Raw genomic sequence first — 22,383 nt, forward strand, 5'->3', positions numbered from 1 at the left:
AGCTTATGATTTACGGGCATGGTGATGAAATTTACCGCTACGGAGAAAAGGTAAAGATAAATTTCAGTTCGAACGTGTATAGTCAGGCCGACTACACCGAACTGAAAGAATATCTGATGCAACATTTCGATGTTGTGGGCCATTATCCTGAGCCCGATGCCCACACGCTGGAATGCATGATAGCCGAGAAGCTTGGCGTGAAGGAGAATATGGTGATGGTGACAAGTGGAGCCAACGAAGCCATATATCTGGTAGCTCAATTATATAGGGGTTGGTCGTCAATCATACCGCAACCTACATTCAGCGAATACGAGGATGCTTGCCGAATGTATAACCACATTATATCGTATGATGTGAAAGACGAGATGGATGTGTTGCCACAAGACCGTATCTACTGGATTTGTAATCCTAACAACCCAACAGGAAACGTTCTAGTTAAGGGTATGCTGAACCACATTGTGAGAAAGCATCCACGCTATCTGTATGTTATCGATCAGTCGTATGCAGATTACACACAGGCGCCTATGTTAGAGCCAAAGGAGATGATGGATGTGTACAACCTGATGCTGATACACTCGCTCTCGAAGAAATACTGTATTCCAGGACTTCGCTTGGGTTATATCGTTGCCTCACCTATTATTATAGGCAGACTGAAACATATACGCCAGCCTTGGACTATCAATGCTTTTGCCATAGAGGCTGGAAAGTATCTGATAAGCGAAGGAAAACAGATGATTACAGACTTGAAGGGATATTTGGCTGAGGCCCAGAGATTGCGACAGAATCTGGAAGCCATAGATGGCTTGAAGGTGATGAAGACCGACACTAATTTTATGCTGGTAAGCATTAACCAAGGCACATCGATGGAACTGAAGCGATGGCTCATAGATAACTATGGCATATTGATTCGCGATGCATCGAACATTCGCGGACTTGACGATAACTACTTCCGTGTTACCGCCCAGACACCAGAAGAGGATGATCAACTAGTTGAGGCGCTAACAGAGTATGTTGGTCATTTGATTGAAACTAGTGATTAACCTTCTTGTAATAGCGTAGAGGTGCCAATCCCTGAATCTCCGGATGGAAAATCTGAATAAAGTCGTTTAACAACCGTTCTGGGTGGAATGGTGATTCTTCGTAGAATGGCGACCGTTCTACATCGCAACCGTATACCTCTTTATGATTATATGCTTTGAACTGATTATAGCCATGATGTTCGCTGGCGAGTTCGCCAAAAGTGATGTCATGATTGCTGCTATATCTGAAAAGCCAAATATCTGATTCGCCAGCACGCTCTAAAACCGTTTCGAAAGGTAACGAAATCGAACCACTATGCTCATCGTCGGCCCAAGGGTATTGAGCGTTGGCATCTTTTATCATCTGGCCAATAGTGCTCTTGCCAGCAGGAACATACCAAACGCTGCCGGTAACCTTATCTAATAATACCGAAGGGCTGGTTTGGGCTTTTGCTGCCAAATCCTTGAGGTGATGATAGTTCTTATCAACCGCTTGGAACAAACTATCAGCCCTCTGCTCGCAACCAAACAGCATTCCATAGAATCGCAGCCATTCGGCACGTGCCAATGGCGATATTTCCATATAGTCGGCACACTCTATGATAGGTATGTTGATGTCGTCGAGTTTACCATATCCGCCACTATTTTCAAAAGGCGATAGGAATAGGGCGTCAGGATGTTCATCGATAATTTTCTCTATCACAGGACTCATGCCGTCGCCCACATCGGTGATATGGCCTTGGGCTACCTGTTGCTGAATCCAGGGAATCTTAATATACTTCAGATCGGCCACGCCTGAAATGCAATCCTGCTTGCCAAACTCCATCAGCATGGCGCAATGAACTGTGGTAAACATCACAGCTTGTTTTAATGGTGTACGGACTACTGTACCACTAGGTAAGTGCTGAGGCACCTCTTTATCAGCAGGCACCAACACATAGCGATGCAGAGTCATTCCCTCTTTCCAGGGATTCTTGATGGTTGCTATAGAATAGCCGTTGTGCTTAACAACGCTAATCTGAGTGGCATATTTAAAAGCGACAGTATCGCCCCCAGCCTGCGATGAGGAGGTATTCTTGCCTCCTCCGCAGGCTGCGAGCAATACTGCCAGAATAATAAGATGAATGTACTTCATTAATATTCAATCTCGATATCGTCGATACAAATGTATATTGGAGTTGTTGGGCCCAAGTCGTTCTTCTTCGAACTCTCAAAGTTAAATGAGATGCTCTTTAGGTTTTTAAATGCATCTACTCCACTCAGGTCGCAGTACTTCCACTCCTTTACATAGTCACCATCTTTGGCAAGATCGATATCATAGCGTGCACCACTAAGACCCTCGACTGGAGTTGGATAAAGAACACACTTAAAATAGTCGGTTGGGCCAAAATTACCTGGGCTAATTCCGTCGCCATTGAGGATTGCATCAACAACCCATGAAGAGTTTGTGTACCAGAATCCCTTTAAGGTTGCTCCATTCAGATCAATTGTTTCTCCATAGGTCTGAACAACACAGAAATTATTTCCACCATGAGCTGTTCCTGTAATGTTATTGAACTGATCTGGCATTCCTGCGGGAGTGTAATCGCCCATGGTAAAGCCTTTTTCTGTACGGTTAGAAATGGCATATCCTGTCCAATAAGAAACACCATACATGGTGTTGAAGGAAACGCCATTCTCATTATATGTGCAAGGATAAGCAGTACCATAACCGGTATCAATACCATTTTCGTTAACTTCGCCACACCAGAAACCTTTGTCATTAAGAGTCTGGTTTTCAAAGGTTATAACAGCGGTTTTCTTTTCATTTACTGGATTGTCATCTTTAGAACAAGAGGTGAATGACAATGCAAAACCACACACGAGGACTGATAGTCCAAATAATTTGTTTGTTTTCATAACTTTTTTGTTTTAAGTAAATAATAAGAGTTATTTAATAATCCATTTCTTTTTGTTCCGAATATAAATGCCCTTTTTGGTTTTATAAACCCTTCTACCTTGTAGGTCATAGAGAGGCTGAGACTTGTTGGCATCGCCTTCGATAGATTGAATACCCGAGAGAGCATTCTTAATGGCGTCGATAGAGGCATCAAGATGAATGTCTTCTGCACATTGTATCTCTGTAGAAGTTTCTCCCCACCAATTGGGTGCTGGGCATTTTTGGTTGAGACCAGTGTATACTCTGACAAAGTCGATAAAGTCCAGATTCACAGGTTGACGATTCTCGTCGACAGCCCAAGAGATATCTATGCCACAACCCTCATAGTTCCATGAGTTTGCATCAGACTTATCTGTCCAGTTCGAGAGGTTGTCTGCATAGCCATAGCGGAATCCAACTAGCACATAGTACCATTGACTCCAACTACGTTCAACAGTTTCTGAGAGGTCAATCATGTTATCTGGCAGCCTTGTTCCTTTAAAGGTCAGTCCGTCGGGTAACCATAAAGGATAATATTCTTGATTATGATTGTCGTATCCATATAGTCTGTCGATAGTGCCACTATTACCTCGATTATCTGTCCAAGGGATATTGTCCATAGGGTTCTGATGATATACAACCTCATAAGTATAATCTACTTTTCCAATGCTGTCAATATCGCAACTACCACTAATCTCATACCAAGGATCATCAGGTTTTCCGTTTCCATTAATATCCTTTGAGACCATTACAATGCCAGCTTCGTTCATTCCACCAAACACTTGGTTAGTCATTTCCTGATAGGCATTGCCCCATATGGCAAAATCGCGCTGATTAGGAATATTTGCTATAGAGTGATCAAAATGGAAGGTAATATAGCCTCCCCATCCTCCAAGTGAAATAAGGTGGGTATTATAGTAGTCGCCTGCAATTCTTTCTGTGCACTTCTGGGCCATTTTCTCAGGTGTGTCGCCTTCTTCGTATTCAGGTATTACATTCACCCATTGTCCTGGGGCTGGGCGGTATTCGTCAACGGCCTGGATGTATTTGGAGTGCACAGATACATCGTCCATGCGCTGGGCGCTGGTATTAATGGTAGCAATTGCCAGTATTAATAGTAACAATATTTTCTTCATCTCTTCTCTGTTTTAAATAAAAACGCTGCGTGTGCTGGGATATCGCCTGTCTTGACCTTCCAGTCGAAAGTGCCATCGGGCAGGAAATGCAGCAACTCGCCACTTGATACATAGTCTTTTGCATCCATCAGATAGAAATCGCGATGAATGGGGTTCACGATGATGCCATAAGGCGTACGAATCTTGTTTATCTCTGGCGCATCAGACAGACTGGTACTTACAATCTGGTGAGTGCGCACATTGATGATACCATAGGTGATGGTATTTTTCTTTGTGACCTCACTCCACTGACTACCATAAAAATAGAGTGAATCGCCAACGATACAGAGATCGCTAACTGGTTGTTCAAGATGCCCGCCAACTGTCATCTTTCCATCAAAATCGGTTTTTAGCCAGTAGATACTCGACTCTTCATTCATATAGTTACCACGAGCCGTAACCCATAGTTGGTTGTACTTATCGACTTTTACGTGGTGCAGATTGGGGGCAACAACAATCTTTTCTGTCTCCTTCATCGTTGGCAGGTCAATCACGCTTACTGTACTTTCGTAGCCTTGTCCAGTCATACCCTGATAGCCTCCACTATTGGCCACATATAGTTTATGATCGATAATGGCCATCTCCTCAGGCTGATATCCCACAGAACAAGAATCAACCTTCTGTAGTGTTAGGGTGTCGACCTTATAAACGCTGCCTAAAGGACTACTGCTGCCACTATACACAGAACCTACATACGATGATACATAAGCATACTGATCCTTAAATGTTACGTATCTACAATTGGGGATATCGACCTTGCCAATTCTGAAAGCACTGTCAGCTGTAGCTACCTCTACCTTGTTAGAGCAGTTGATGACCAGCCATAAGCGTGAACCATAAATCTGGCAATCGTTACCAACATCGCCTAACGCCATGACTGTATTGGGGTTGCGATCGGTGTAGATGTTCCTGTAATAATGTACAGTTTCATCTTTACCAGAAAGGTCGAGATAGTCGAGTGAAGATTTGTTGGAGCCCATGTTGCCCTCGTTAAGCAGATACATACCGATAATCTCGCTCTTGGTGGTCTTTCCGCCAGTATCGATATCCTCCATTGGCACTATCATCACATCCTGGCGACATGATGCAAGTACACAAAGGGTCAATATGTAATATACCAGGTGCTTCATATCTCAATGCTTAATGTTAGTGCATAATTCCTACCAGGCATGGGATAGTTGACAATGACCTCGTAGTCTTGACCAAACACGTTATTAACATCTAACTGGGCCTTGCATAGCGCCTTGTTCCATTGGAAACGATAGATAAGGCTCAGGTCGCTGGTGTACCAAGGCTCCATGTGATTATAAATAATGTTCTCTCGCTCGTCATAGCGTTCGCCTGCATAGATAAACGAGTAATTGAAATTCCAATTCTTATAGTTCAGGCCTACGATAGCTGAGCCAGAGTGCCAAGGAATATATGGAATCTGGTGCTTATAATAAGATGTGGTAGGATCTGTTACGTCGCGAGCATCCTGATAAGTGTACTGGGCACGGGTGGTAGCTATAAGATCTGTACCAATCTTGAAATCGGCCTCGGCCTCAACATCGATACCCTTGATGTGTACTTCGCCCAAATTAAGCATGGTCCAACGGAACTGTTGTCCCTTGGGGTAGGCCACAATCTTATCGTGCACGGTGTTATAATAGGCATCGAAATGCATCTCAGCGTGACGGATGATGCCATGCTCAAAATGCTTGTTGAGCGCAAAACCTGCATCGTACTGCAGAGCACTTTCAGGCACAAGATTAGCATTGCCCATATCCGTATAATACAGGTCGTTAAAGGTTGGCATGCGGAAACTCTTCTTGACATATGCTCGCATAGAGAAGAACGTTCCTCTGAAGGGATATACGTTTACAAATAGAGCTGGAGTGAGTTTTGAAATAGAATTGCTGGTATTCATTCCAGCGAATTCTCCTCTACGATGCGTCTTGTCATGAATAAAGGTTGCTAAGATGGAACCTTGCGCTTTTAAGTGCTTATAGTCGATAGCTGTAGCCAAACTAACGAGGTTTGAAATTCGCGTTGGGTAGGCAAAGTTATAGATATCGGCATCCAACTTATTCCACTTAAAGTCGTAACTAACTGATGCGCTCCAATTAGGCAACAGTTCAAGTACATTAGCAGTAGAGAGATAGAATTCTTGCTGCTTATATCGATTATCAACAGGCAACTGGGTAGTATCCTTATTTACATAATGAGTATTGTAATAAGCATACTTGGCCAACCACCGGGTACTAAAGCCTTCGCCAATATTCTTATTGTAGTCGGCCTGAACAAAAGTATTCAGGTCTTGTTGGCGTTCGCCTCTACGCCACACATTATTAACGATGGCTCCAGGAATACCTCGTGCAGAGTTGTAGAGATAGGCCTTGAGTTGCCATCCGCCTTGATCTAGTCGCCCATGCAGATTTGCCTCAATACGCTCAGCGTGGATATCGCCATTCTGTCGGACTGCTGTTGTATCCCATGCTGTCTCGCCATTAGGATAGCAACGCTTGTAATGGAACTTATACTTTCCGCTAGCCGTCAAGAAACCTGCACTAACCGATGAACTTAATACATCAGACAATCGCTGTTCCCAGAGAGTAGAAAAGCGGAACATATCGCTCGAACCATATTGCGTTTTAAATCGCAAATTAGTATTCTCGTAGCCCCGCGCCCCCGCGCCCCCGTACCTTCGAAACTCCGGCACCTTTGTACGGATGTAGATGGCTCCAGCATTACCAAAATCGCTGGCTGGTTGGAAGATGGCACTCTTCTGTCCGTTATAAAGTGTAATCTCCTCTACGTTATCGAGCGAGAACTGCCCTAAGTCTATCTGTCCGTTCTGAGCATTTCCTAATTGCACGCCATCGTAGCTAATGCCTAAGTGGTGTGTTCCCATTGAACGGATGTTTACGGTTTTTATTCCGCCTACTCCACCATAATCCTTCAATTGGATACCAGAAAAGTAACGCAATGCATCAGCTACAGAGTGGGTATTCAATTGCTCAAGCAGCTCTCCATTCAGCTTCTGACTTGGCACAACTTCTCGCATGGCTGGGCGCGACACAACAACTATCTCACGTATGTGGTATACGGAGTCACGCTCGACGAAGTCGCTTCGCTTGTCGAAGAACTTGCTTTGTGCTACGACTGACATAGCTACCACACAAGTCAATGCCAATGTGCTGATTCTCTTCATCATTTATGGCTCGCTGAAATAGCCTAACCCCAGAGGCTTGTAAACAGCATCGAAAAATCGGCAGGTCTTCTGACTTATCGTCTGGCCACAAACGTCTTCCCGATTAAATCAGTGACTTACGTGTTTGCGCCTTAAAGGGCGATTTACAGCAGCGGGACTGTTCAGGATTTCCACCTGATTCCCTATTAATCACCTAAAGGTGAACCGATTACTGCGTGCAAAGATAAGCAAAAAAACTGTAGTACAATAACAAAAACACAAAAAGTTTGGTGAATTGAGTAAAATCCTAAATATCTAAATTCCTAAATCTCACAAAATGCACACATTAAAGACAGTTCTGATTTCTATAGGCAACTTCTTATTTGCAGTATGTTCGCCCTAAGAGTGGGCAGAAGCATATCTATACGGAGGTATGATGGCTGATGTCTGAGGGATTTATAGAGTGTCAGTGTAAATTTTGGCGATTCAAATCGGCTATAGGCGCACAGTTGTTTGCGTATAGGCGAACAATCGTTTGGGTATAGGCGAACGGATGAAATATGCCGTTTCTCTCCCTGCAAACCTTAGTTTTGTCCCCTGTAAACCTTAATATTCCCCCTTGCAAGCCTTAATACTTTTGGCGCTCCTGAATAGACATTCTGACGGTTACGGTTACAGCTGTAACCATGTAACCGCAGAGGCGAGCAAACATAAGTACTGAGCTTGTATTAAATTGATTTTTAACAACTTACATAATATGTAAGATTGCTTTTCGGATAGAATGGTTACATGGTTACAGCTGTAACCATGTAACCATTTTGTCCCCTTTTCTAGTTTATCTTTATAGTAATCGATGTCCTAAATCCCTCTGCGTGCAGATGGCTACAATCTGTTGAATCAGCTGGTCCATCTTGGGTACAGAGGCAACATAATAGGTGGGGTAATCAGGGCAGAGCACCACCAGATTCATGGCCTTAACCTTGATGCCATAATGCTTTTCGAGCATGTAGCGGTATAGGTTCTGCTGGATGCAGTAGTGATAATAAGATGTGTCGGGCAAGCTGATGCCATTATAGCTCATCTTACCTCGAAAGCCCTCAACGATGGGCTGGCCTTGGGCATTGACCACCTTTGAACTACGTTTCCAGTCGTAGATAGTATACTCGCCATCATCTTCCTGGCATATCAGGTCGATGGTTCCAGCTATATTCAGGTCTTTATCATAAACAGGCCACTCCTGGCGATAGGGTTCTATAGCATAGTCGCGAATAAAATGCAGGAAGTGCAGCTTCTCCTGTTCTACGCTGATGGTTTCTGTTTCATCGCCAAACTGCAATTTGCACTCCGTTTCGAAAAATCCACGCTGAAAGTAATTTTCTGTCTGCAGATGTACAAATGTGCCTACCTCGCTGGCCAAACGTCCTGACTTGCTCCACTTGTCTAGACTCTCTTCGACGGGTATGCCTTTATAGCGCAACTGGTTTTCGGCCTGAGGTAGTGCCTGAAACTCATCGAAGAAATAGGCTATCAATGAGCTGACAGGCAGCATGCGCCTTATACCTTTATATATATAGATGTGTTCTTCGGGTTCAAAATCAATATGTGCATCCTGTTCGTAGCAACCTGCATCTCTGAAAGTGGTCATTTTCTCCTTCATATCAGCAGACTTCTCGAATGGTTTGATAAACTGTAGGCATTTCTTTTCTTGTTCGTCCAGACAATAGCATCTGTCGTCTGTTGTTCTTGTCTCGCCTTCTATATTCTGCCAATAAGCCATTTTCAGAGCCTCATTGCGAGTCCACATCTCAACGGGGAAGGGTACTGAAGCAAATTCATGTTCAGCAAACTTCTCAGAATCATTGAGCATGACGTTAACAAGTTCTACCAACCAATCTGCACATACTTTGGGCTCTTGTTGAATCTGTTTCGAAGCTAGTCGTACTACCGTCCATCCATGACGATTCAGCAGATGATCGCGAAACATATCGCCACACGATGCAAAATGGATAGGCTTGCGGGTTGCGGCTTCGTAAGGCTCATCGATCTCCACGTCGATACGTATCTCTGGATGCCCTGCAACTAGCAATGCTATATCAAGACAAAAAGGCGGCAGGTGTTCTGATATAATAAGGCATACGTCTAAACGGCACTCAACTCCTGCAGGGAGTTTGTTAATGAGTTGTTGAGCAAAAGCCTTTTCGTGCTTTCCTGGTTTTACCAACGGATGATAACGATATGGATATTGTATGGTTCCTTTTTCTGGGAAACTGATAATGGGATATTCTGCTTTCATGGGTGCAAAAGTACGAAAATAGCACGAAAAAGCCAAGAGCAATGGCAAAAACTTGCTGAAATTGCTCTTGGCTAGATGTTTCTTCGTTGTGTTACTCTGGCTTGAACTGATCCTTGCCTACACCACACACGGGGCATACCCAATCATCGGGAATATCCTCGAATGCTGTTCCTGGAGCGATGCCACCATCGGGATCGCCTTCTGCTGGGTCATAAATGTAACCGCAAACTTCACATACGTACTTCATAATAGTTTTTGTTTTTAGTTATTAATAAGGGTTGTTATTCTCTCAACAATCCGCTCAGGCGGAATGTTTTGTAAGCAAGCATAGTCGCCACGCTGGCATGGCTTGTTGCCATAGATGCTGCATGGACGGCACTCCAGATCAATCTGGATAACATTCTCAGGATCCTGGTTGTAGCCAAGGAATCCTGCCATGGGATGGGTGGCTCCCCAAACACTGATTACAGGTATGCCAGTGAGCGATGCCAGATGCATATTGGCTGAATCCATAGATATCATGACATTGAGATGACTCATCAGTATAAGTTCCTGATACATACCCTCACAATGTTTTTCTACCCAAACGCATTGGCGGTACTGAGCACACCACAGTTGGAAGTATTTCTCCTCCTCTTCGCCTCGTCCAAAAAGGAAGATGCGTCCCTTGGGATATTTCTGGATGATTTGATAGATAACCTGCTCCATCAGTCTCGGAGGATATACCTTACCCTCGTGCGCTGCAAATGGAGCAATACCTATCCACTGCTCGAAGCTCTTTTTTGGTCCGAATACTGCAGGCAACAGATTCATGTTTCCGCCTTCAGCAGGGAAGATGGAATGGAAATGCTTCAGGTCAACGGGATAGCCCAAACGCTCAAAGACTGCTGCGTAGTTCTCGAATGATGATGGCAACTGTACTCTTTTTTCCAGTTTGCCAGCAACCAACTTGCGACGCTGGCTACGGTTTTTAATAAGGTGCTCTACACGATATCTGCCAAGATTGAATCGCAGGCGCAGATATTCCGAACGAAGAACATTATGCAAGTCGGCCACCTTGGTAAACTGCTTGGCTACCAATCGGCGATAAAGGGCATTAAGGCCTCTCACACCATGGTACTCCTTGCTAACGTCGGCCTCCATAAAATTAACGTTAGGAGCCAGGTCATCAAACAGCGGACGCGCAAACTTACGACTCAGCACCGTGATACGTATATCAGGATACTGCTTAGCAAGCGACCAGACTACGGGCACCATCATTGCCACGTCGCCAAGGGCTGAGAATCTAATGACCAATATGTGCTCTTTCTTCATCGGCCTTTATTTCTGATTATACAATATTGGATTAGTAGCTGGGTCGTTATACATTTTCATCTGGCGATACACCTTCATGTATATGCGACCACGCTCAATATCCTCCAGCAGCTGATCGATGGCCAGCGAAAGATCCTTCTGTTGCTCAAGCAGTACATTCAGCTTGGCCTTGCATCTTGCTATGTGTTCTGGTTCTGCATCAGTACGGTCTACCTGCTCTTGCATGTGATAGATCTTCAGAGCAAGAATGCTCAGGCGGTCAACAGCCCATGCAGGACTCTCTGTGTTAAGACGGGCCTCTGGCAATGGCTTAACATTGCTGAAATGCTGACGGAAAAAAGAATCAATCTCTTCAACCAAGTCTGTACGATCCTGATTGCTGCGATCTATACGACGCTTCAAGGCAAGAGCCTCTACAGGGTCGATATGGGGATCACGGATAATGTCTTCGTAATGCCACTGGACGGTATCTATCCAGCATTTGGTGTATAGGCTGTACTGAATACTGTCTTTTGTATACGGATTTTTCATGGGCGTATTCACATCATCAGTCAGATGATAATCTTTGATAGCCCGGTTAAAAATTTGATTCGCTTCTGATGTAAATGACATAATCTTATATTAGTTTGATTTTGCAAAACTACAGAAACTTTTTCAAATATCCAACTAAATTTGAAGAAAATCATCATATTTTGTATTTTTATAGCAAACATAACACCTTAAAACGGCATTTTTTTGCACATATGGCACTATTATGTGCAATCTAAAGTAAGTTTTTCTTAAAAATATTTGCATAAATGAAAGAAAATGTGTTACTTTGCACCCGATTTCGGCGAAATGCCGGAAAAATTTCAAGATAGCAACATCATTATTAACAAATTAAAGTATTACAATTATGTCAGAAATTGAAAGCAAAGTAAAGGCAATTATCGTAGACAAACTCGGTGTAGATGAGGCTGAAGTAAAGGCAGAGGCTAGCTTCACAAACGACCTGGGTGCAGACTCACTGGATACCGTTGAGCTGATCATGGAGTTCGAGAAGGAGTTTGGTATTTCTATTCCCGACGATAAGGCTGAGAAGATTGGTACTGTTGGCGACGCTATCGCTTACATCGAGGAGAACGCAAAATAAATTTGTTCACCAACATAATGGTTGCTTCAAAAACATACGAAGCAACCATTATGCTTTAAATTAAGCTTATGGAATTAAAAAGAGTAGTTGTAACAGGGCTTGGCGCAGTGACGCCAGTGGGCAACACTCCCGATGAGATGTGGAATAACCTGCTCAACGGAGTAAGTGGCGCAGCACCTATTACAAGTTTCGATACAACAAATTTCAAAACCAAGTTCGCTTGTGAGGTCAAGAACCTCAACGTGAACGATTTTCTGGATCGCAAAGAGGCACGTAAGATGGACCGCTACACACAGCTGGCCCTGATTGCTGCTAAGCAGGCCGTTGAGGATAGCGGCATGGATCTGGAGACAGAAGACAAGAACCGTATCGGCGTGGTATACGGAGTAGGTATTGGTGGAATTAAGACCTTCGAGGACGAGGTGAAGTACTATGGTGTTCACGAGGCCGATGGTCCTAAGTTCAATCCGTTCTTCATCCCAAAGATGATCGCTGATATCGCTGCTGGTCAGATTTCTATTATGTATGGCTTCCATGGCCCCAACTATATCACAGCTTCTGCTTGCGCATCTTCATCAAACGCTCTGGCCGACGCCTTCAACCTGATTCGTTTGGGCAAGGCTAACGCAATCGTTGCTGGTGGTGCCGAGGCTGCTATCTGCGCTACTGGTGTAGGTGGTTTCAATGCCATGCACGCTCTCTCTACTCGTAACGACGAGCCAGAGAAGGCAAGCCGTCCATTCAGCGCAAGCCGCGATGGATTCATCATGGCTGAGGGTTCTGGCTGCCTGATTCTTGAGGAGCTCGAGCACGCTAAGGCTCGTGGCGCTAAGATCTATGCTGAGATGGTTGGTGCTGGTATGAGCGCTGATGCTCACCACATCACAGCTTCTCATCCTGAGGGTCTGGGTGCTAAGCTCGTTATGCAGAATGCACTCGAGGATGCTGGCATGAAGCCAGAGGACATCGACTACATCAACGTTCATGGTACATCTACCCACGTTGGTGATATCTCTGAGGCTAAGGCCATCAAGGAGGTATTCGGCGATGCTGCCTTCAAGCTCAACATCTCTTCTACCAAGTCAATGACTGGTCACCTGCTGGGTGCTGCTGGTGCTGTTGAGGCAATGGCTACCGTTCTGGCTGTTAAGAACGATATCATTCCTCCAACCATCAACCACGAGGAGGGCGATGAGGATCCTGAGATTGATTACAACCTGAACTTCACATTCAACAAGGCTCAGAAGCGTGTGGTACGTGCTGGTCTCAGCAATACCTTCGGCTTTGGCGGTCACAATGCTTGTGTAGTATTCAAGAAGTATGAAGCTTAATAACATCATTGATAGAATAAAGCTCCCTTTCCGCAAGGAGAAGGAGCTTTTTTCTTCTCTTTATGAGATACTGGGATTCTACCCCCGCAACATCGAGTATTACAAGATGGCGCTGATGCATAAGAGCATCCGTAAGCGCAACGACAAGGGCAAACCGCTTAATAATGAGCGACTTGAGTTTCTTGGTGATGCCATACTCGACGCTGCTGTAGGTTATATCGTTTATCGTCATTATGAGGGTAAGCGCGAAGGATTCCTGACCAATACACGATCGAAACTCGTAAGCCGCGAAACGCTTGGAAAGTTGGCCACAGAGATGCGATTGAGCAATCTGCTGATATCAGCAGGTCATTCAACTTCGCACAATAGTTATGTAGAGGGTAATGCCTTCGAGGCGTTGGTTGGTGCCATCTATCTGGATCGTGGTTACGAGGCTTGCCTCTGGTTCTTCGAGAAGCAGGTGCTGGGCAAGTACATCGATATAGATAAGGTGGCATTCAAGGAGGTGAACTTCAAGTCGAAGTTGCTTGAGTGGAGCCAGAAGAATCGTGTACGTTTGGAGTATAAGCTCACAAAGCAGAAGAAGGATGAAAACGGTAGTCCCGTTTTCACCTATATGGTATTGATCGAAGGTGTTAGTGGCGAGAGTGGTTCTGGCTATTCTAAGAAAGAGGCTCAGCAGAAGGCATCGAAGGAAACGTTGCAGCGACTGAAGCGTGAACCACAGTTTGTAGATGCTGTATTTGCTGCAAAGACAGCCCGCACCCAGATGGAAGAAGAACCTGCTATGGCTGTTCCTAATACGGAGCAGGAGCAGAATTTCATTATTGAGCAGGAGACAGCTGCTGATACCAAAATTGAGGAAAACGAGAATAAGGTTCCAACAATAGATTTTACTGATAAGGAATTCGACCTTTCAGATATTTCGCACAAGGAGAAGTCGCGCGAAGAAATTATTGCTGAAGCCGAGGCTGCAGCTTTCTCTGAGGATTAAAAATATTCCCCTCCTGAGTAGGAGGGGAATTTTTATGTTATGCTCCAGTAAACTTTCCTACAAAGAGGATGACGCCTGATGAAGCTTCTCTAATCACATAAACAAATGGGCGATTGGCGTGGAAGGTAGCCTTGGGATATTCCACAGGCTCTATAGAAGATGTGTATTTTGTTCCTGCTATGGTAACAGCAGCAGCTTCAGAACCTTCTTCATTAACCTTGATCTTTGCCTTCTGGCGCATCATCGAGATATATACACCTCCCTTTTCGCACATATTGGGAATCTCAGCAAAATAGCTATCGAAAACAAGATTGATACCCATCTTTTGGAGCAAGCCGATAAGACCAATGTCTAAAGTATTTGTATCCGAGGCTGTCTCAAAGCGTGGGAGTTTCAGGTCAACTTCGTGGGGATAAGAATACTCTGACAAGCCTATCTTAGCCAGGTAGTTGATGATGTCATCTGTTGTTTTGCCTTCTTCTGGCAGCATTACAGTCATCTTCCAAAAGCCATTTCCATAAGGCATTTCGATAGCGCTGTATGTATCATTCTTAAGATAGTTGATAAGCACTTTCTGATGCATCAGGGGCAATTTTGTTTTGCCGTTTTCTGTGGTAAAGGTCTCTTCCTTGGTGTTCTTCTGGTCGAACTTCGAGGCCCAGTCTGCCTTAAAGTAGATGGCATTGAGTAGATAGGTTACTGTAGCAGGATCAATCTCGTCCAAGATATTGGGAATCATGCCGTTAGTATGATCGTTACACCAACCATTAATAGTGCTGAGGGTAGAGGGCGAATTGAAGTCGAGGTTTTCTGCCTGAGCATCATAATACTGCTTCATATCCTGCTGATACTGCGCCTTCAATGTAGCCCTGTTTTTATTGACAAATAGCGCGTTAGCAATGTTCAGCGTTACCTTATTATCTACCTTAGGCAGACCATCAATCAGCTTCTTGCAATAATCGTTGACAGCCTGTATGCCTCCTTGGTGGAAACCCAACACTTGTTCAAGTTCCTGTTCTGTCTGTCCTATCGCAGCATCGTTCACCATGCCTAATACATAGGTGATGCTTAGTGGAGAGTAGATAAAACTCTTACCGCTCTTATCTGCCTCGTTCACCGTCTTGAGGAAATTCAGCGTAAAGCCGTTATTATCGTTGGCAAACACCTGCTGTTCTTGCGTCAATTGGATTGGCGCCGATTCAGATAGCATGTTAACCACTTGTTTTGCTTCGCCCAAATCGATATCCTCTGACGAAGAACACGATAGCAGTCCGCCACTCAGAATGACTGCCAATCCTAATAGTTTACTCATTCTTTTCATTGTTCAATTATTTATTTGTTAGGTTTATCTATTTTCTTGTACACTACGTCAGTTCCTTCTTCAGGCGGAGTTCCGCAAAAGCCGCCAAAAGAACGAATAACCAAATGAGTTTTAGTTACCCTTACGATTTTGTAATACAGTTCATCTGGATTAGGCTTAGAATCTTTCGGACGATTCTGTATTTGTAATGTTCCATTGTCATCAAGCCAGAAATAGCCCCAATGATGTTCTGAGTACTCTTCGTTATCAGCAAGTTGTGAGTAACTATCAGTTGAGGCGAATCCCCAATACTTGATTTCGCCATCTGCGGTAAACAATAATCCTCCCCTGCCATAGTCAGAAGTTTCATTTTCCCAGTAGCCCAAGATGTTCTTGTCATTGATAACCAAATTGCCATCATCACAACTGCACCCTGCTAATAACAGCAATAATGCACATACCCATAATATATTTTTCTTTTCCATTTTAGAGTTCTTTTAGGTTTCATTCTGCTCTAATAATGCAGCAAAAGACCAATTCTTGTATGGAATAATGTTAAAGAAACAAAAAACTTTCTGTTCTCATACAAGATTTAAGTACTTTTGAATTATAAATGTAGAACAAGGCAAAAAGATGGTCAGTCAAATCGTTGAGCGCATACGGCAGAGAGACCAAAGGGCGATGAGCCAGCTCTATCAGATGTACGTCGGAGAGCTAACATCGGTCTGCTATCGTTATATCCCTAACGCTGACGATGCCAAGGATGTTCTGCAGAACAGTTTTGTGAAGATATTCACATCTATTCCAACCCTTGAGTATCGAGGCGAGAAGCAGTTTAAAGGCTGGCTTGTAAGGATTGTGGCTAACGAGGCGCTCATGTTCTTGAGAAACAAAAAGAAACTGCTGTTTGTGGAACAGGATCAGATGGCCGACAACATAGAGGAAGACGGCACAGGCCCTGACACAGAGCAGATTTCGCCTGACGAGTTGCACCAACTGATTAGCGAATTGCCTGATGGATACAGAACGGTGTTGAACCTTTATGTGTTTGAAAACTACTCTCATCGGCAAATAGCCGAACTACTAGGTATCAAGGAGAGCACATCAGCCTCTCAACTTTATTACGCCAAACAATGGCTTGCACGAAGAATTAAGGAATTAACGAGCGGGAAGGGATGAAAGAGGATTGGACAAAACAAATGAAACAGAAGCTTGAGGGGCATCAGATGACTCCTCCTGTAGGACTCTGGGAGGGCATCAGCAATCAGATGGGCCTCGATCCAGCTCCTGCAGCAAAACCAGCCATCGTTCGCAGATGGTATTGGGCTGCTGCAGCTGTAGTCCTGGCTCTTGTTGGTTTCTTTGCTTTCTACAATTTCGATGAAGAACAACCAAAGCTGGAGGCAAATTATGATAAGCACGTTAATACGGAGAAACCTGCAACTCCTGCAGAGTCTGTAACACCAACTGAGCCAGAAACGCCAGTAGCAACAATGACTGTTGCCAAGCCAGTTGCTGCTGCCAAGCCTGTACTCTTGGCTATGGCTACTAAGCAGGCATCCATTGATGAGACAGAACCTCAGACTGTTATTGAAGAGCAGCCAGAAACCACTATAGAAGAGAAAACTGAGCCAAAGCAGGAAACTGCTTCAGAGTTGCAGGCTACAACAGCAGAGTCGCAAGTTACTAAGAAGACTTATCTGCCTGATGTTGTTGAGCCAACGACAACTGCCTCAAACTCAGAACAATCAAGTAAATGGACCATCGGACTTGCTGGCTCTAACGGACTATTGCTTGCTGCCAATAGTTATGCGAATTCAATGAATGTTCAGGCGCTATACAATGATGTCAGTCCTGCAAAATACTATACAAACAGTTTTTGCGATCTGGCCCAGGCATATACATATACTGATGTGGAGTCTAAGCATCATATCCCATTGCGCTTGGGCATCTCGTTGCAGTATCAACTCAACAAACGCCTTGCTCTGCTTAGTGGTATCAGTTATACTTACATGGAGTCAGAGTTCAGTTATCCACAATACAGTTATCTCGACTTCAGTCAGCAATTGAGTTATCTTGGTATTCCAGTTGGCCTCTCGTGGAAGGTGTGGGCATCAGAACAATTCAATATCTATCTGGTTGGAAGCACTTTACTCGAGAAGTGTGTCAAGGCGAATATTTCTGAGGGTGAGATTAATACTCGTCCTTGGCAGTTGTCAGTCAATGCAGCTGCTGGTGCAGAGTATAACTTCTCGCGTCATTTTGGTGTTTATCTTGAGCCATCGTTGGGTTATTACTTCGATGATGGCAGCAGTCTGGAGCATTATTACAAAGAGCATCCGCTTGCTCCATCGCTGCAGTTTGGAGTCAGATTACATCTGAAATGAAAAAAAATCGTAAAATATTCCCACGTTACAAGGGAATTGCGTAATTTTGCAGGCAAATTACGCAATCAAAGAAAATGAGTATCACTAAGATAGTAAGAAAAGTGTTTGAGCCCAGACAAAGGGAGCTGGAAAAACACTTCAATCAAGGCAAAGCTCTGCAAGAGGCTGTGCTGGGCCGACTCATTGCTGAGGCTAAGGATACGGAATACGGAAGGAATCATGCCTTTGCATCTATCAAGGGCTACGATGACTTCATAAAGCATAACCCCGTTAATACCTACGAAGAACTTAAAGGTGCTATCGACCGCATGCGTCATGGCGAAACAGATGTTCTGTGGCCAGGTCGTGTGAAATGGTATGCCAAATCATCAGGAACCACCAACGATAAGTCGAAGTTCATACCTGTAAGCAAAGAGGGCTTGAAGAATATTCACTATCGTGGCGGATTCGATGCTGTGGCCATGTATCTACAGAACAACCCCAAGTCGAGAATGTTCGATGGCAGAGGATTGATTCTTGGTGGTAGTCATGCACCAAACTATAATTTGAAGGATTCGTTGGTTGGCGATCTGAGTGCTATTCTGATTGAGAATATCAATCCACTGGCCAATCTGGTGCGAGTACCTAAGAAGCAGACGGCATTGCTGAGCGATTTCGAAATCAAGAGAGACCGCATAGCTCGCGAGGCCATGAACAAGAACGTCACCAACATCTCTGGTGTGCCATCATGGATGCTCTCAGTACTTAGCCGTATGATGGAGATTACTGGTAAGACGCATCTCGAGGAGGTTTGGCCTAACATAGAGGTATTCTTCCACGGCGGTGTGGCCTTTACCCCATATCGCAAGCAGTACGAGCAACTCATCACCTCGCCCAACATGCACTATATGGAGACATATAATGCCAGCGAGGGATTCTTCGGACTCCAGAACGATCCATCAGACAAGTCGATGCTCTTGATGCTCGATTACGATGTGTTCTATGAGTTTATTCCTATGGATGGTGGCGATCCTGTACCCCTTTGGGGCGTAGAAACGGGTAAGAACTACGCTATGGTCATCACCACAAGCTGCGGATTATGGCGTTATGAGATTGGCGATACCGTTCAGTTCACCTCAACCAATCCGTATAAGTTCATCATTTCTGGTCGTACCAAGCATTTCATTAACGCCTTTGGCGAAGAGCTGATTGTGGATAATGCTGAGAAGGGATTGGCTTACGCTTGCGAACAGACAGGAGCAGAAGTGTCTGAATATACTGCAGCTCCTGTGTTTATGGATCAGAACGCCAAGTGCCGCCATCAATGGCTCATCGAGTTTAAGAAGCGCCCACAGGATTTGCAGTTGTTCAGCGATTTGCTCGACAAGCATCTGCAGGAAATCAATAGTGATTACGAAGCTAAGCGCTATAAGGACATCACTCTGCAGCATCTGGAAATAGTTGAGGCAAGAGAGAACCTGTTTAACGATTGGCTCAAGCTGAAGGGAAAGTTGGGTGGTCAGCACAAGGTGCCTCGCCTGAGTAACTCTCGCGAACATATAGAACAATTATTGAAGCTCAACGCATGAAGAAACTCCTATATATCTTCTGCATAGCATTGGCTATGGTTGGTTGCGCCCGTATGGGACAGCCTGATGGCGGATGGTACGATGATGATCCGCCAAAGGTTATCGGTTGTACACCAGCAGATCAGGCCACCAATGTTACAGCCAAGAAGATTACCATCCTTTTCGATGAGTATATTAAGCTTACCGATGCCACCAATAAGGTCATCGTGTCTCCACCACAACTCGAAGTGCCCGATATTAAGGCAACAGGAAAGAAGATTGTGGTTGAGTTGCAGGATTCATTGGTAGCAAACACCACATATACCATCGACTTCAGCGATGCTATCAGCGATAACAACGAGAATAATCCCATGGGTAGCTATACCTATAGTTTCTCTACTGGCGAGCAGATTGATACCTTCGAGGTTTCAGGCTATGTGCTCGATGCCAGCAATCTCGAACCTATCAAGGGCATCATGGTTGGTCTTTATAACGATCTGGCTGATTCGGCCTTTAAGACCAAACCAATGCTCCGAGTTTCTCGTACTGACGGTAGCGGACATTTTGTGGTTAAAGGTGTGGCTCCTGGCACTTATCGTGCTTATGCGCTGCAGGATGCCGATGGCGATTTCCGCTTCTCGCAGAAGAGCGAGATGATAGGTTTCAATCAACAGATATTTGAGCCTAGTTCAAAGCCTGATTTTCGTACAGATACCATCTGGCGCGATTCCCTGCATATCGATGGCTTGATAAGGGTGCCTTATACTCACTTCCTGCCAGATGACATCACTCTGTTGGCATTCACACATGTTCAGACAGATCGTTTCCTCATCAAGACAGAACGTGTTGAGGCTAATAAGTTCTCGATGTATTTTACTTACGGGCATCCTGAACTGCCCGTCATCAAGGGGCTGAACTTTAATAGCGATGATGCCTTTGTTGTTGAGGCCAACGAGAAGCAGGATACCATCCACTATTGGCTTCGCGATACAGCGCTGGTTAATCAAGACACACTGCGAATGGAAATCAGCTACCAGATGACAGATACTGCTGGTGTACTGGTAAATATGACAGACACTATCGAAGGCTTGGCAAAGGTCCCGTTCGAAAAGCGCCAGAAAGAGCTTAACAAGGAACTGGAGAAGTGGCGCAAGGAAGTGGATAAAAAGATAAAGCGTGGCGAAGAGGTTGATACTGTCTGGCGCGAGAAACCTTTGGAACCCAAGTACGACGTTCCATCATCAATGGATCCAGACAAGATTGCCAGAATAGAGATGCCAACCCCATTGCAGCATTGCGATACAGCAGGAGTTCATCTGTATTCTATGATCGACTCTGTTTGGTACGAGTCTTCATGTCAATTGGTGCCCGTGCCCAACAAAATCCGCAACTATGAGATTCTAGCTGAATGGCGCCCTGGCATCGAGTATAGCCTGGAGATTGACTCTGCTGCCTTTATCGATATCTACGGCAAGGTTTCTAATGCATATAAGCAAGGTATAAAGGTTAAGTCCGAAGACGAGTATAGCACGCTGAAACTAAACATCGCTGGTGTTGAAGATTCGGCTATGGTGGTTCAGTTGCTGAATGGCTCTGGCAAGATGGTCAAGCAGTCTCTGGTTAAGAAGCATGTGGCCGAATTCAAATACATAAAGCCTGACAAGTATTACGTCAGTGCCTTTATCGATAGTAATGGTAATGGTGTTTGGGATACAGGCGATTACGCTGAAGGTCGCCAAGCCGAGGCTGTGTATTATTATCCTCGTGAGATAGAGTGCAAGGCCAAGTGGGATGTATCCCAGAGCTGGAATGTTACAGCTACTCCCATCTACAAGCAAAAGCCTGGAAAGATTACCAAGCAGAAGCCCGATACAGTCAAGAAACTTAAGAACAGAAATGCAGAACGAGCCCGCCAGCTGGGTATTGAATACCTTAAAGGCAAGGGCATTAACATAGATAACAAGTAATAATGAAGAAGATACTTTTAACTCTCTGTATAGCTATGGGCATGAGCCTTACAGCCAATGCCCAATGTGGAATTGATAATACTGCCTTTAAAAGTGGCGAAAGTCTGGAATACGACCTTTACTTTAACTGGCAGTTTATATGGGTTAAGGTTGGTGTAGCACAGATGGACACCAAGATGGCTAAGTTCGAAGGCAAAGATGCCTGGAAGTCTTACCTGATTACTCGAGGCAATTCCAAACTTGATAGGTATTTCACCATGCGCGATACACTGCTGTCGTATTGCAATCCCGACCTCTCGCCACTCTATTTCCGCAAGGGCGCCAGAGAGGGTAGCAGTTACTATGTAGACGAGCTGTGGTATAGTTATCCGGGTGGAAACTGTCAGCTCAAGAAACATCGTATCACCTCTCATGGTGAGCACCTTTGGCAGACGAGCACCTATCGTAGTTGTATCTATGATATGATGTCTATCTTCCTTCGTGCTCGCAACTTCGATGCTTCTAAGCTCAAGAAGGGGCAAACTATCGCTATGCCAATTAGTGATGCCCGTAGCCTTTCAAATTCGTGGCTGGAGTATCGTGGTAAAGAAAACTTCAAGATGAATGGAACCAAGGAGAAGTTCCGTTGCCTGGTGATGTCGTTCTACGAGCGCGAAAATGGTAAGAGTCATGAGCTTATCCGCTTCTACATTACCGACGATCAGAATCATATACCAGTACGCCTCGACATGTTCCTCTCGTTTGGAAGTGCCAAGGCCTATCTGAAGAACTATAAGGGCATCAGAAGTCCTATGACCTCAAAACTCAATTAAATAATAAAGCCACAGATTTTGT

General features: G+C 44.6%; 20 protein-coding genes and 1 riboswitch. Of the genes, 9 read left to right on the forward strand and 11 right to left on the reverse strand.

The window, feature by feature from the left end; translation table 11 throughout:
- Positions 1–5 precede the first annotated feature (5 nt).
- Positions 6–1,040, forward strand: a complete 1,035-nt coding sequence (locus tag BUB86_RS07730) for an aminotransferase class I/II-fold pyridoxal phosphate-dependent enzyme (protein ID WP_073207918.1) — start codon at positions 6–8, stop codon at positions 1,038–1,040.
- On the opposite strand, the gene BUB86_RS07735 is transcribed toward BUB86_RS07730, so the two are convergent.
- From BUB86_RS07735 to BUB86_RS07775, 9 genes are all read right to left on the reverse strand, one after another.
- Positions 1,030–2,154, reverse strand: coding sequence for an ABC transporter substrate-binding protein (locus BUB86_RS07735; protein ID WP_073207921.1), 1,125 nt, complete (start codon positions 2,152–2,154; stop codon positions 1,030–1,032). The genes BUB86_RS07730 and BUB86_RS07735 overlap by 11 nt on opposite strands.
- On the reverse strand, positions 2,154–2,918 hold the full coding sequence (locus tag BUB86_RS07740; protein ID WP_081373153.1) for a DUF4465 domain-containing protein: 765 nt from the start codon (positions 2,916–2,918) through the stop codon (positions 2,154–2,156). Before BUB86_RS07740 ends, BUB86_RS07735 begins: the two co-directional genes overlap by 1 nt.
- A 30-nt stretch (positions 2,919–2,948) precedes the next feature.
- Positions 2,949–4,073, reverse strand: coding sequence for a hypothetical protein (locus BUB86_RS07745; protein WP_073207927.1), 1,125 nt, complete (start codon positions 4,071–4,073; stop codon positions 2,949–2,951).
- Entirely contained in the window at positions 4,070–5,242 is a 1,173-nt protein-coding gene (locus BUB86_RS07750) for a YncE family protein (protein WP_073207929.1), read from the reverse strand. The genes BUB86_RS07745 and BUB86_RS07750 overlap by 4 nt, the downstream gene beginning before the upstream one ends.
- The gene (locus BUB86_RS07755; protein WP_073208091.1) at positions 5,239–7,305 is read right to left on the reverse strand and encodes a TonB-dependent receptor; all 2,067 of its coding nucleotides are present in this window, start codon (positions 7,303–7,305) and stop codon (positions 5,239–5,241) included. The genes BUB86_RS07750 and BUB86_RS07755 overlap by 4 nt, the downstream gene beginning before the upstream one ends.
- Before the next feature lie 41 nt (positions 7,306–7,346).
- Positions 7,347–7,529: riboswitch (cobalamin riboswitch) on the reverse strand.
- Positions 7,530–8,125: 596 nt separating this feature from the next.
- On the reverse strand, positions 8,126–9,577 hold the full coding sequence (locus BUB86_RS07760; protein ID WP_073207931.1) for a PD-(D/E)XK nuclease family protein: 1,452 nt from the start codon (positions 9,575–9,577) through the stop codon (positions 8,126–8,128).
- A 91-nt stretch (positions 9,578–9,668) separates the two neighbouring features.
- Positions 9,669–9,827: a rubredoxin gene (gene rd, locus BUB86_RS07765; protein WP_073207934.1), complete on the reverse strand. Its 159-nt coding sequence runs from the start codon at positions 9,825–9,827 to the stop codon at positions 9,669–9,671.
- 11 nt (positions 9,828–9,838) lie between these two features.
- On the reverse strand, positions 9,839–10,891 hold the full coding sequence (locus BUB86_RS07770) for a glycosyltransferase family 9 protein (RefSeq protein WP_073207936.1): 1,053 nt from the start codon (positions 10,889–10,891) through the stop codon (positions 9,839–9,841).
- A 6-nt stretch (positions 10,892–10,897) separates the two neighbouring features.
- The gene (locus tag BUB86_RS07775; protein WP_073207938.1) at positions 10,898–11,503 is read right to left on the reverse strand and encodes a DUF4254 domain-containing protein; all 606 of its coding nucleotides are present in this window, start codon (positions 11,501–11,503) and stop codon (positions 10,898–10,900) included.
- 283 nt (positions 11,504–11,786) lie between these two features.
- On the opposite strand from BUB86_RS07775, the gene BUB86_RS07780 reads away from it, so the two are divergent.
- The 3 genes from BUB86_RS07780 (at position 11,787) to rnc (ending at position 14,348) form a co-directional block, all read left to right on the forward strand.
- Entirely contained in the window at positions 11,787–12,023 is a 237-nt protein-coding gene (locus BUB86_RS07780; RefSeq protein ID WP_013065488.1) for an acyl carrier protein, read from the forward strand.
- Between the two features lie 68 nt (positions 12,024–12,091).
- Complete coding sequence (gene fabF, locus BUB86_RS07785; protein ID WP_073207940.1) at positions 12,092–13,354, forward strand: beta-ketoacyl-ACP synthase II; 1,263 nt, start codon at positions 12,092–12,094, stop codon at positions 13,352–13,354.
- On the forward strand, positions 13,344–14,348 hold the full coding sequence (rnc, locus tag BUB86_RS07790) for a ribonuclease III (protein WP_073207943.1): 1,005 nt from the start codon (positions 13,344–13,346) through the stop codon (positions 14,346–14,348). Before fabF ends, rnc begins: the two co-directional genes overlap by 11 nt.
- 37 nt (positions 14,349–14,385) lie before the next feature.
- On the opposite strand, the gene BUB86_RS07795 is transcribed toward rnc, so the two are convergent.
- Both BUB86_RS07795 and BUB86_RS07800 read right to left on the reverse strand, forming a co-directional pair.
- A complete protein-coding gene (locus BUB86_RS07795; protein WP_175549440.1) occupies positions 14,386–15,660 on the reverse strand; it encodes a serpin family protein in 1,275 nt (424 codons plus the stop codon).
- 20 nt (positions 15,661–15,680) lie between these two features.
- Positions 15,681–16,133, reverse strand: coding sequence for a hypothetical protein (locus BUB86_RS07800; protein WP_073207949.1), 453 nt, complete (start codon positions 16,131–16,133; stop codon positions 15,681–15,683).
- Between the two features lie 148 nt (positions 16,134–16,281).
- Between BUB86_RS07800 and BUB86_RS07805 the strand changes: the two genes are divergently transcribed.
- The 5 genes from BUB86_RS07805 (at position 16,282) to BUB86_RS07825 (ending at position 22,361) form a co-directional block, all read left to right on the forward strand.
- On the forward strand, positions 16,282–16,827 hold the full coding sequence (locus BUB86_RS07805; RefSeq protein WP_073207952.1) for an RNA polymerase sigma factor: 546 nt from the start codon (positions 16,282–16,284) through the stop codon (positions 16,825–16,827).
- A 20-nt stretch (positions 16,828–16,847) separates the two neighbouring features.
- Positions 16,848–18,035: a hypothetical protein gene (locus BUB86_RS07810; RefSeq protein ID WP_139261515.1), complete on the forward strand. Its 1,188-nt coding sequence runs from the start codon at positions 16,848–16,850 to the stop codon at positions 18,033–18,035.
- A gap of 74 nt (positions 18,036–18,109) precedes the next feature.
- Positions 18,110–19,603 (forward strand): GH3 auxin-responsive promoter family protein, encoded by a 1,494-nt coding sequence (locus BUB86_RS07815; protein ID WP_073207958.1) that lies wholly within the window; start codon positions 18,110–18,112, stop codon positions 19,601–19,603.
- Positions 19,600–21,549, forward strand: coding sequence for an Ig-like domain-containing protein (locus BUB86_RS07820; RefSeq protein WP_073207962.1), 1,950 nt, complete (start codon positions 19,600–19,602; stop codon positions 21,547–21,549). The genes BUB86_RS07815 and BUB86_RS07820 overlap by 4 nt, the downstream gene beginning before the upstream one ends.
- A 2-nt stretch (positions 21,550–21,551) precedes the next feature.
- The gene (locus BUB86_RS07825) at positions 21,552–22,361 is read left to right on the forward strand and encodes a DUF3108 domain-containing protein (RefSeq protein WP_073207965.1); all 810 of its coding nucleotides are present in this window, start codon (positions 21,552–21,554) and stop codon (positions 22,359–22,361) included.
- The last annotated feature ends 22 nt before the right edge of the window (positions 22,362–22,383 follow it).

It is taken from the genome of Xylanibacter ruminicola (assembly GCF_900142525.1).
Classification (GTDB): domain Bacteria; phylum Bacteroidota; class Bacteroidia; order Bacteroidales; family Bacteroidaceae; genus Prevotella; species Prevotella ruminicola_A.

Coding starts and splice junctions, on each gene's coding strand:
- BUB86_RS07780 (WP_013065488.1), top strand. CDS start 11,787: ATGTCAGAAATTGAAAGCAAAGTAAAGGCAATTATCGTAGACAAACTC.
- BUB86_RS07750 (WP_073207929.1), bottom strand. CDS start 5,242: ATGAAGCACCTGGTATATTACATATTGACCCTTTGTGTACTTGCATCA.
- rnc (WP_073207943.1), top strand. CDS start 13,344: ATGAAGCTTAATAACATCATTGATAGAATAAAGCTCCCTTTCCGCAAG.
- BUB86_RS07805 (WP_073207952.1), top strand. CDS start 16,282: ATGGTCAGTCAAATCGTTGAGCGCATACGGCAGAGAGACCAAAGGGCG.
- BUB86_RS07795 (WP_175549440.1), bottom strand. CDS start 15,660: ATGAGTAAACTATTAGGATTGGCAGTCATTCTGAGTGGCGGACTGCTA.
- BUB86_RS07755 (WP_073208091.1), bottom strand. CDS start 7,305: ATGAAGAGAATCAGCACATTGGCATTGACTTGTGTGGTAGCTATGTCA.
- BUB86_RS07730 (WP_073207918.1), top strand. CDS start 6: ATGATTTACGGGCATGGTGATGAAATTTACCGCTACGGAGAAAAGGTA.
- BUB86_RS07775 (WP_073207938.1), bottom strand. CDS start 11,503: ATGTCATTTACATCAGAAGCGAATCAAATTTTTAACCGGGCTATCAAA.
- BUB86_RS07825 (WP_073207965.1), top strand. CDS start 21,552: ATGAAGAAGATACTTTTAACTCTCTGTATAGCTATGGGCATGAGCCTT.
- BUB86_RS07800 (WP_073207949.1), bottom strand. CDS start 16,133: ATGGAAAAGAAAAATATATTATGGGTATGTGCATTATTGCTGTTATTA.
- BUB86_RS07820 (WP_073207962.1), top strand. CDS start 19,600: ATGAAGAAACTCCTATATATCTTCTGCATAGCATTGGCTATGGTTGGT.
- fabF (WP_073207940.1), top strand. CDS start 12,092: ATGGAATTAAAAAGAGTAGTTGTAACAGGGCTTGGCGCAGTGACGCCA.
- BUB86_RS07735 (WP_073207921.1), bottom strand. CDS start 2,154: ATGAAGTACATTCATCTTATTATTCTGGCAGTATTGCTCGCAGCCTGC.
- BUB86_RS07740 (WP_081373153.1), bottom strand. CDS start 2,918: ATGAAAACAAACAAATTATTTGGACTATCAGTCCTCGTGTGTGGTTTT.
- BUB86_RS07815 (WP_073207958.1), top strand. CDS start 18,110: ATGAGTATCACTAAGATAGTAAGAAAAGTGTTTGAGCCCAGACAAAGG.
- BUB86_RS07745 (WP_073207927.1), bottom strand. CDS start 4,073: ATGAAGAAAATATTGTTACTATTAATACTGGCAATTGCTACCATTAAT.
- BUB86_RS07770 (WP_073207936.1), bottom strand. CDS start 10,891: ATGAAGAAAGAGCACATATTGGTCATTAGATTCTCAGCCCTTGGCGAC.
- BUB86_RS07810 (WP_139261515.1), top strand. CDS start 16,848: ATGAAACAGAAGCTTGAGGGGCATCAGATGACTCCTCCTGTAGGACTC.
- BUB86_RS07760 (WP_073207931.1), bottom strand. CDS start 9,577: ATGAAAGCAGAATATCCCATTATCAGTTTCCCAGAAAAAGGAACCATA.